The 10,428-nt window shown below is 51.7% G+C and carries 5 protein-coding genes and 2 pseudogenes; 2 read left to right on the top strand and 5 right to left on the bottom strand.

Annotated elements, in window-relative coordinates:
• Positions 1 to 554: pseudogene (locus TALK_RS22185) on the top strand (helix-turn-helix domain-containing protein); the annotation flags it as partial.
• 221 nt (positions 555 to 775) lie between these two features.
• A pseudogene (locus TALK_RS21530) lies at positions 776 to 1,922 on the top strand (IS3 family transposase).
• 628 nt (positions 1,923 to 2,550) lie between these two features.
• Here the strand turns inward: TALK_RS21530 and TALK_RS21525 are convergent.
• From TALK_RS21525 to TALK_RS22180, 5 genes are all read right to left on the bottom strand, one after another.
• Complete coding sequence (locus TALK_RS21525) at positions 2,551 to 4,713, bottom strand: HlyD family efflux transporter periplasmic adaptor subunit (RefSeq protein ID WP_085621226.1); 2,163 nt, start codon at positions 4,711 to 4,713, stop codon at positions 2,551 to 2,553.
• A gap of 6 nt (positions 4,714 to 4,719) precedes the next feature.
• On the bottom strand, positions 4,720 to 6,048 hold the full coding sequence (locus TALK_RS21520; RefSeq protein WP_085621225.1) for an efflux RND transporter periplasmic adaptor subunit: 1,329 nt from the start codon (positions 6,046 to 6,048) through the stop codon (positions 4,720 to 4,722).
• Positions 6,049 to 6,099: 51 nt separating this feature from the next.
• A complete protein-coding gene (locus tag TALK_RS21515; protein ID WP_169715093.1) occupies positions 6,100 to 6,813 on the bottom strand; it encodes an efflux RND transporter periplasmic adaptor subunit in 714 nt (237 codons plus the stop codon).
• Between the two features lie 83 nt (positions 6,814 to 6,896).
• Entirely contained in the window at positions 6,897 to 8,480 is a 1,584-nt protein-coding gene (locus TALK_RS21510) for a TolC family protein (protein ID WP_085621223.1), read from the bottom strand.
• Positions 8,481 to 8,680: 200 nt separating this feature from the next.
• A partial coding sequence (locus TALK_RS22180) for a beta strand repeat-containing protein (RefSeq protein ID WP_211274872.1) occupies positions 8,681 to 10,428 on the bottom strand: 1,748 nt, incomplete at its 5' end.

The raw sequence follows: 10,428 nt of genomic DNA, 5'->3' as shown, positions 1-10,428 counted from the left end.
ATGAAAGAGAACAGGCAAATGCCGTTTCTGGCATCGGTGCGACCGTCCTTCCTGCCGTCGATGATCAATGTTTGATTTTAGCAAGAGAATGGCAGCGGTTGTGCTCAGAGCCTTGGACGCTGACGAATGCGTGTTTGAGGGTGAGTGAAGCGATTGATAGCGTTGGTCTTCATGTGGTTCGGTCGGAGCTTGATGGTTTACGACAGAAGGGAAAAAGATCTTCACGTCTGGCGGTACTGGATGTTCTTGACGACCTGAAACCAAAGACACCATCAGGCGATGCAGGTTCCCGTTGGCCGCAAGTTTGTGACGAAGACGCACCAGAAGCTTGGCGGGAGATATGCAGGATAATTTCTAAAAGGGAACTTTCTGGATGCCGAAACCCGGGAGCTTGGTTGTCCAAAATTAGTGCCTCTGTGACAGGAAATACGTTGCAGCTTGTTGCCAGAAATCGCTGTGCGCGGGATACGGTTCAAAATCACTTGCTGTTCGAGATTGTTAGGCTTGCAGCATGCCGGGGATTGGTAGTTAAAGGTCTGCCAAGTTTGGGGTGATTATTGACAAAAAGCTTTTGATTCTGTTGTTTGACAAGTGAATTATGTTTTTGGGGCGTCTAAAGCGTTTTGCTTTTAATATGGCACATAGTCGGCAGCCCTGAAGAAGTTCCAGCATTCAATCTGCTGATAGAGGTCACAGATATTCCCGATTGCAGAGATGTATAGCGCCTAGATTTGTAGACACCTTGCCCACTAGAAATGAGGACAAGGAGAAGATTATGGGTAGCCCCCGATTTACCGAAGATTTCAAGATTGACGCGATCAAGCAGATTACTGAGCGGGGATATTCCGTTAGTGATGTTTCGCAACGATTGGGCGTCAGCACACATTCTCTTTATGCTTGGATGAAGCGGTATTCAGCGTCTCCTGGTAGCGCAGCAAGGGACGATCAGTCGTCCGAGATCAGACGATTGAAGCAGGAACTGGCGCGTGTCACCGAGGAGCGTGACATACTAAAAAAGCAAGCGCGTACTTCGCCAAGGATGCAAAGTGAGGTAAGCGTTCATCAAGGCGCATCGCGTGCAGTACAGCATTTGTGCCATGTGTCGGATGCTTTGTGTTCATCCGAGCGGATTTTATGCCTGACGCAAGAACCCTTTCAGCAAAAGAGCCACTGAAGATCAGCGGCAAACTGAGTTGCTCAAGGAAGCGTGGCAGGATAGCGGCAAGGTCTACGGTTATCGCAAGCTGCACGATGACCTGCGTGATCAGGGTGAGACGTGCTGTCCGAACCGTGTAGCCCGACTGGCAAGGCTGGCAGGGATTAAAGCCCAGATTGGCTATAAACGCCGCGCCGCCAAGTATGGTGGTCGGCCCTCAATAGCTGTCGATAATACTTTGGCACGCCAGTTTGATGTTGCCACTCCTGACAAGGTCTGGGTGACCGATATCACCTACATCAGAACCTATGAGGGTTTTGCGTATCTGGCGGTCGTCATTGATCTGTATTCGCGCAAAGTTATCGGTTGGGCCATGCAAAGCCGCCAGACAACGGACTTAGTTTTGCAAGCCTTGCTGATGGCTGTCTGGCGGAGAAAGCCTAAGAACAGGGTACTGATCTACTCCGATCAAGGCTCACAGTTCACCAGCATTGATTGGGCATCGTTCCTGCGACATCACAATCTGGAACACTCGATGAGCCGCAGAGGTAATTGCCATGATAACGCAGTGGCCGAGAGCTTTTTCAACCTGCTCAAGCGCGAACGCATCCGACGAACAACCTATCGCACCAGAGGTGACGCAAGGCAGGACGTGTTCGACTACATCGAAATGTTCTACAATCCAAAACGCAAACACGCTAACAATGGGATGTTGTCGCCCGTGAATTTCGAGCGGCAGCAAAAACTGAACCCGCAGGATGTCTAGAAAAGGCGGGGCTATTCGTTCCAATGTATCAGGATGCCGTAATCCTCGTGTCTGGCTGTCTCATATACAGGCGACGATAACGGGGGAAACGCTTCAGTTAGTTGCGAAAAACCACTGTGTGCGGGACACGACCCAGCATCACCTCATGGATAGAATTAAATCGATTGCCAAGCTCCGCGGACTGGGGATTGGCGCTGTTTCGTGTTTGAGCTGATTGTTTTTGTTCAATGCAGACATACTCGACGAGGACAGATTGATATGCCATGCAAAAGGGAGGGGATGAATTCTTACAGCCCAGGCGAAAGACTTTGAGCTTAGGTCATGAAATGCGCTATCCGGTTTTTAGACACCGCCTGTGGTTAATGTCAGCTGACAGAAAAGATGACATCCGACTTGATAATAAATCAATCACTTAGCTTTTTCATTTGCCAGAAAATTTGACATTTCCCGAAAAGGCTGAACCATTTCCAACCGCTCCACATCTTTGACGGTTAGCTTGATAATGCCCAAAAACGGATTTATCTCGACCCATTGTTCATCAGAGAGTCAGAAACGTCCCTTCATAACTTGGAACTCTTAATCTCGTTTTTAGATTATTGAATAACTTAAGTGTTAGGGAGTTCTGCCCCTAGAAACTCATCTCTCTGATAAAACCTGAAACAACCGCTTCATAGAGACGTTGAGCCCAACTCACAGGCGCGGCATCAATTTGCAAAGTCCCCCGTCGGGTCATTGAAAAATCGCTTTGGGCGATATTACTTTCCCAATTCCCGACAACGATCCCTTCTACCTTGAAGACGGGGTCATATGGGGTATAGCGACCGTCCTTATCCGCCGTCGCCGCAATCGTGCCGCCATGGATGGCTGCAAGTGCAGGTGCCTCAAGGTATTTGCTATTGAACCGCTCGACAGTCTCGATCTCCACTTCCAGAACGGGTTGGGCAAACTGTTCGGGATAGAACTTTGCCAAAGGCCGCCCGTCAATCCGGGCGATATCGCGCTGAGACACATAAGCGACAACTTTCCACGACGAACGTTCCCCGGCACCGACAATTCGGGCAATCGGAACTCGCGGTGCTATCCAGCCGCCGACCCGAATATCTTCGGCCATTTCGCGAACAGCACCGTTGATCGGCGCCCGCAAAATCAACCGGTCCTGCCGGGCCTCCAGTGCAACGATCCGAGCCGCCAAACGGCGCATTTCCTGAATACGAGCAGCAGAATCACCAAGGTCGCCCCGGCTTGCTTCGGTTTGAGCAAGAAGTATTCTCGCTTCGGCAAGTTCCAGTTCGCGGATCCGGTGCTCAGCATCAAGTTCCGGGGCGATCATGGTTGCAACCACATCACCGGCGCTAACCTGATCCCCCTTTTTAACCATGATCTCACCGATCTGCCCCGCTACTGTACTTACGACTTCCGCGTCACTGCCTGCCTGAAACACAGCATCTGCCGAAACACGGGATTGCCAAGGCACGAAAACCAGAACAACCAGTACACACATTAAAAATCCCGTCACCAAAAGATGCGGTGTCACTTTTGCGTTATGGCGATCTTTCCACCAGTGTTTCATTTCATTGAAAATTGGGATGAGGATGAACCATGCTATTTCAATTGCAAAAAGGGCAATGCCAAGAACTTTGAAGAACAGGTGATAGACGACCATTGCAATGCCAAGGAACAGAAAGAAGCGATAAATCCATACGGCAATCGCAAAAATGGCGAGCATTCGCCGTTTTTCCTGTGACATCGGTTCAGGTGCAGAATGCCCAAACTTGAAAAGAACCTCGCGTATCGTCCATTTGGCCATCGCAAAAGAACGGTTTTGAAGATTCTCGATACCAAGAAAATCTGACAACAGATAATAGCCGTCAAACCGCATAAAAGGGCTGAGATTGATCAAAAGCGTCGTGACCCAAGTGGCCGTTGCCAGCAGGAACACAGCACTTTGCATCGGTCCTGATGGAACAACATGCCAGAAAAATGTTGCCAGAAGCGCAATCGCCAATTCAACCCGAATACCCGCCGCCGCAATCCGAAGTCTGAGTTTTTTGCTGACAATCCGCCAAGCATCCGACGTATCAGTATAAAGAACCGGATACATCACCAGCAACGCAACCCCCATCGACGGAACCCGGCAGCCATAACGTGCCGCACTATAGGCATGCCCCAACTCGTGAAGAATTTTGGCCAGAGTAAGGGTAACCGCCATCCAGACCACGCCTTGCCAGTTGGCGAAACCAAGAAACGTCGACACAAACAAATCCCACTGACGCATCGTCAGGAAAATGCCGATTGCGCCCAGAAACAGAATTCCAAGCTGAACGTTACGCGATGCGACAATATCAGCGAAGGCCTGTGTTCTGCGCAGAAAGCCATCTGGATGCACCAACGGAACGCGGATAAAAAGATAGTTATGAATCAGCCACTTCCAGAATGACAGTTTTCCTGCACTCGCAATACGCGAGAACTCCGCCACGGCCTCGGGGCTGTCGCGTTGCAAAAGACCATTCCCATGAAGAAATTTTATCAGTCCGGTCAGCGATGCCTCATCGACGGTCAGAACCGTGTCGCAGCAAATTCGATCGATGATGGACTGCCCGCGTTTGAAATGCCACCGGCGCAACATTTCAAATGCGGCATAACCGATCCGGAAATACCGGTTGCGAACAGGATCGTGAATTGTCCAGCAAGGCGCACCATATTCATCGGTTCCCGCGGGCAAAAGTCGTAGGTCTTCGCGCAACGGCGGTACGACGATGTCTTGTGCGCTACCTTGCGATGCGATTGCCATGGCGGATCAGAACCCGATCATCTGGCGCAACGCTGCAAGCGGCCGTCGGAAAAGAAACAGCGCCAATGGAACACGGTCCCCCATGATTTTTGCCGATCCCCTAAGCCCGATACGGGGAATATCTTCAGGATTATCAAAGCGTGCAACCGCCCGATAAGCCAATATACCATCGGGTGTTTCCTTTGGCTGATAGGCCGTATATTCAAGCGTTGCGCCAATCGAACCAAGCGGATCAACATCAAGGAATAACCGGACTTCGGCCCCTGATTGCAGGGTAATCGCATCCGCGACAGGAATGGAAATACCAAGTTCGGCAGCGGCAGGTGCGGCAATGGCCATCACCTGTTCACCGGTCGAAACCGGCCGGCCCCGCCAATCGTTCGGATCACTGAAAATAGCAATGCCCGATTGCGGTGCCCTTACATCAACCTGCGAGAGTTGATAGCGGCTAAACTTCGCCTGTTCCTGACGCAATGCCAGACGGGTCTGCGAAAGGGCGACTTCAGCGCGCCCCTTCGCGTCACCAAAGGCCTGCTGCGATGCGCGTCGCAGTTCGGCTTCGGCTGTATCCACCGCCCGCAGGGATATTTCATAATTTGCCCGAAATTCCGCACCTTCAAAGGAAAACAAAAGATCATCCTTTGCAACTGGTGCATTCGGGCGAACCCTGATTTCGCGAATAACGCCTGTGATCGGTGCCGCAATCATGACCGGATCGCGCGGCATTACCGTTGCCGGGGCAATAATGCTTTGACGCACCGGGATACACAGCACAGCAATAATAGCGATCAACCCCCCGACCAAAACGACCCGTCGTTTTTTCCCTGCCTCGAACAATCCACCCCGCTTTTTGCGGGGTCGAAGTGCATTCCACGCATGTCCAAGCGCATCCGTCAGTTGTTCGATCAGAAGTATTTCCTCATCCAACCATTCCTTTGCCCTGACCAGCAAAAGAAGACCAAGCGGCGTTCCATCTGGGGCCAGAACCGGCTGACAAAGGATACTGTCCTGAAGGAATTCGCGCCATTCAGCATCATCACCCCTGGCGTCCACAGTACGCGAAAGAACCCTTTTCTGATCCGATGGGCCGTCCCTGTTTGCAAGCTTTTCAACAAAGCGGATATAAGGCGCATTGCGGTCCACAGACGGGACATTGGAAACCGCCACCACCCGCAATTTTCCACCCACCCCATATGACAGCAATACGGCCTGTTGATAGGAAATCAGCCGCCGGGTTTCAGTCACCGCAACAAACTGAAGCGCTGTCATATCCCGAGCCTGCCGAATGGATTTCTCAATGCCCAGCAAAACCGCGGATGCTGTAATGGTGCTCATTTTACCTGTCAGTCTTCAGCTGATGCGACTTACACTTTATTCTGAAAGCGGTCACGATTTCGGATCAAAAACAGCAACACCACTCATGCCCGGCAGCAACCTGTCATCACCGCCATCGATGGTCGCAAAGATTTTTACCGTCTGACTTACCGGATCTATATCAGCGCCAATCCTTTCGGTCTTTGCCTCAATTATCGCCCCGGTTTCCTCGATTTTCGCTTGGAACGCTTGCCCCACCGAAAGCCATGAAAGCCAGCTTGACGGCATAATCAATTCCAGCTCCAAATTACCTGAACCTATGATTTCCATCAGCTCATCCCCGGGATTAGCCGTCTGAAAAGGTTGGCTCAGCCATTGGATAACCGCACCGTCGTAAGGCGCTGTTATCTGGCAACGGTCAAGATACACATCATGCAATCGCACTTGTGCAAGTGTCCGGTCGCGGGCGGCTTCCGCCATAATAACATCAAGCTCGCCGACACTGCGGAGCTCAAACAAACGTTGCTGGGATTTAAACTGGGCATCCGTTTGCCTGTAATCAGCGGCGGCAGTAGCACGTTGCGCCCTGTAAGCCGTGCAATCAAACGCAATCAGCAAATCACCTTTCTTGAAACTCTGTCCCGGACGAACGGCCATTTTATCAATTCTCGCGGCAAGCTCGCCGGAAAGAATGGCACGATCCTGAGTTGTCACCAAGACACGTGTTTCCAATGTCTCCTGCCCGCTCGCCAGGGTCGGAGACAAAAACACCACCACCGCAAGCATGCAAAACATGCTGGCTGTGGCACCTTGTCTAGAGTGCTGACATTTAGACAGATACCCGCTTAACCAAGTCAGAACGAAAAGCATCACTTAACGGCAGCCGACATAGGTTCTTTCGCCAGTGCCGGGTCATCATCGCTTTTTGCAATGGTGACTGGTGCGTCATAATCCCCATGGTTCCAGCGCTTAAGAACTCCTCCAACCATCTGAGCAAGCGTATCGATAGAATTATCAGGAATATCGTTCGGGAACGGATCTGCACCGATTGATGCGAACAACCGTCCATATGAGGCCTGCATATCGGCATAAGCCATATCGCGCTGCAAATTGCTCAGCAAGGCACGAACATCAGCACGGATTGCCTGCGCTTCGCCGACCGTATTTGCAGACTGGCTGGCATTGACGGTTTGTGAAATCTGATCCTGCACCGATGCAATCCGGTCGGTCAGTTCGTAGTCACGTTTGGCATGGGCAAAACGCAATTGTGCAATATTTACCTGACTGATCACAGCCATGCTCAATGCAAGGCGACGGACTTCTGAAAGTTCAATTTGGCTATCCGCAAGACGCATATTCGCAGGCGCCTTAAACAGCTGCATCAGGTTCCATGAAAGGTTGAGCGATCCCTCATACCAATCCGAATTTACCTTATAACTATCCGTCGTGTGATTGATACCGGCACTGAAATTCAACCCCGGAACCATCTGTACGATTGCGATCTTTGCTTCTTGTTGGTTGATCCGCAACTGATAAGCTTCCGAACGTAGTTCCGAACGGTTCTTGAGCGCGGCCAATTCAAGTTCTTCCGACGTATGGCTTAGAACAGGCATCGGATCACTATCGGTTTCAACCGCCGCCGCAACCGTAAAATCGCTATCGGGGTGAATGTTCATGAGGACAGCAAGCTCGGTCCGGGCCTCGACCAACTGACGCCGTCGGGCTTCAAGCTCCCGCAGGGTCAAAAGGAGATCTTCCTGATAGGTCAGAGCATCAAGAGGCGCACCAACACGTTCGCGAACCTGGGTTTCTGAACGCGAAAGAGCGCTGCGAACCCGTTCCAGAGCCGGTTCAAACTGTACCAAGGCACGCTCGGCCGCAGCAGCGCGCCAATAGGCATTGCGCGTATCATTGATAACATTATGAATCACCTGACGGCGTCGTTCCTTAACGATTAATGCCATATCCGCCTGCTGATGAGCACGCATATAACCGATGGCGAAATCCAGAACATTCCAGCTTACCGTCAGATCGCTATCGCGGATTTTTTTGTCCGAACTGATCGAGGTGGAAGTCTTGTCCTCGTTATAAGTTGAATCTGCTCGGTTTCGCTGCGTCCAGCCTGAATTGGCCACAACATTGGGCAGAAGGTTGACGTTGGCGACATCAAGCTGTCCCATCGCGACAGCTTCTTCCATCAATTTAAGCCGGTGATCAAGGTTGTATTTGAGCGCTCGCGCGATCGCTTCTTCAAGCGTCAACGGCCCAGTGATCTTTTCCTGCTTTTCGAACAGACGTTCTAGGTCATTAGCGACACGCGCATTGTTTTCAGCAGTCGTCAGTGGTTCCGGTGTGACGGCACATGCCGAAAGCAGTGCTACAGTTGCCAGCGCAACGGTTACCTTCCGCCACTTATGGAAAGTGCCGGGAAAATTCAGTACACGGTAAACCAAGTCGATATTCCCCCAAGTAAACTCAAATTCCGGAAAATCTGTCTCACAAATGTCCGGTTATTTGTCTCTGCGTCCAAGTTTGTTTCGGTTTCAGTCCCGAGACCGAAACATCCCTCTTTCAATACTGTGTCTCGTAAGGACAATGGCAACCGATTGATCGTTAATCCGACGGTCGTATCAGCCCCAAAATCAGATAATCGTCAAACCGGGATACGGTAGGTACTTAAAACCTGATCAAGCAACATTGTTTCCATCTCCGCCACATCGCCAAAGGCAGCAAGCTGCACACTGAAATCCTCCAGCTTTTCTGTCTGCTCCACCTCAGCCGCACTGTCGTTCATGGCCTGAATATCATCCGTTCCGCCATCCGAAGGTGTGTCTTCACCATCGCTACCGCCATCAGATGAAGGGGCTCCGAAAAGACTGTCATTGCTGCCTGCGTCACTATCTCCGGGCTCGCCCCCAACACCACCACCAGAACTAGCGCCAGAAGCACCACCTGTGCCAAGCAGATCGCCGAAAGAAACACCGCCACTAATGTTCGAGCGAAGGACAGTACCAGCAGCACCATAAAAACTGCTTGCCACAGAGGTCACATTACTGCCGATCACGCCTCCACTACCAAATTGTGATGCCGTTAGCCCGGCTGAGACCGGTGTTCCTGAATTGCCAATTGGGCTGGTATTACCCAATTGACCGGTCACTGTCGTCTGAATGACCCCACCGGCAATAATCGGCCCACTCGAGCCGTTGGAGTTTGACGCAGTATTAAGCGCACTGCTGATCGGTGTTCCGGTATCTCCACCTGCCGATCCCGGCACTTGCAGGATTGGCAGAACCGTAACGGGCGGCGCGGGTGTCGTAACCGTCGGAGAAGGAGGTGGCTGCGTTGGTGTTTGCGTTGCTGGCTGGGCAAGCACCACTGTTACCGTATTTGCGCCGCTACTATTGCTGTTACCATCAGACACATTGAAGCTGACGGTCCGGTTGGTAAATGTCGGCGTGCCCGCCGCATTACGGTAAGCAACAGCTTTCATCAGGGTCTGAACACGTTCAGGTGTAGAGTTCGAATTGAAATTAATGACAAGATTATTCCCGGCCGCAATATTATTGGCAAGCGTGCCGATTACAACACCGCCGACACTTACCGTTGATGTCGCTGTCGTTCCCGAAAGGGTAATCGTCGTGCCAGACGTCTCAATCGTCAGAATATCCTCGGAACCGACACCACCGGCTGTGATACTGACCGTCAGGTTCCCCGAATTGAAGTGTGAGGAATCAGCATCCGAAATGACGACATTCTGGCCGACATCCAGTTTGACCGTCTGCCCGGCAGTATAATTAACACTATCCCCGGATAATCCGCCTACCGTTGGACGATCCTGCACCGCAACAGAAATGGTATCCGTGTCGGAATTGGTCCCGTCCGAGGTCAAGACCGTAATCGTCTGCGCCCCCGATGCATTGACGGCGGGTGTATATGTCAGGTTTGCCAGCGTTGCATTGACGCTTGCTATTGAACCGGAAATTTGAATTGAATTGGTGCCAAGACCGGTGATTGTTGCCGCCCCAGTCGTGGAAAACGAACCAAGGCCTGCCCCCACCGACACCGTAGTTGTCACGTTTGCGCTATCATTATCGGCAACAGAAATACCGGTAATTGCCTTGGCCGTGCCGTCCACCGCGCTCTGAGCACCGGGGACCGTATTCACTGGATTTACGTCTGTAATATCAATATTTCCGCTGCCAACCTGCGGATTGGTGGTGCCGTCATTGGCATTGATCGTAAAGGTCGCGGCGTTGTCGCCCGATGCACCCAATGCGCCAGTGTACTGGATGTTACTGGCAGTATCGAGCCATGTGTTGATATTGGCCGCCGTGCCTTGAAGGGTAAGGGAACCGGTGCCAGACCCGCCAACCGTGACGCTACCCGACGTGCTTGCGGTGA

Source organism: Thalassospira alkalitolerans, from assembly GCF_002115745.1.
Lineage (GTDB): Bacteria > Pseudomonadota > Alphaproteobacteria > Rhodospirillales > Thalassospiraceae > Thalassospira > Thalassospira alkalitolerans.
Note: the sequence above shows the minus strand (reverse complement) of the source record. Positions and strands in the feature narration are given on the sequence as shown.

Coding starts and splice junctions, on each gene's coding strand:
- TALK_RS21525 (WP_085621226.1), bottom strand. CDS start 4,713: ATGGCAATCGCATCGCAAGGTAGCGCACAAGACATCGTCGTACCGCCG.
- TALK_RS21515 (WP_169715093.1), bottom strand. CDS start 6,813: ATGCTTGCGGTGGTGGTGTTTTTGTCTCCGACCCTGGCGAGCGGGCAG.
- TALK_RS21520 (WP_085621225.1), bottom strand. CDS start 6,048: ATGAGCACCATTACAGCATCCGCGGTTTTGCTGGGCATTGAGAAATCC.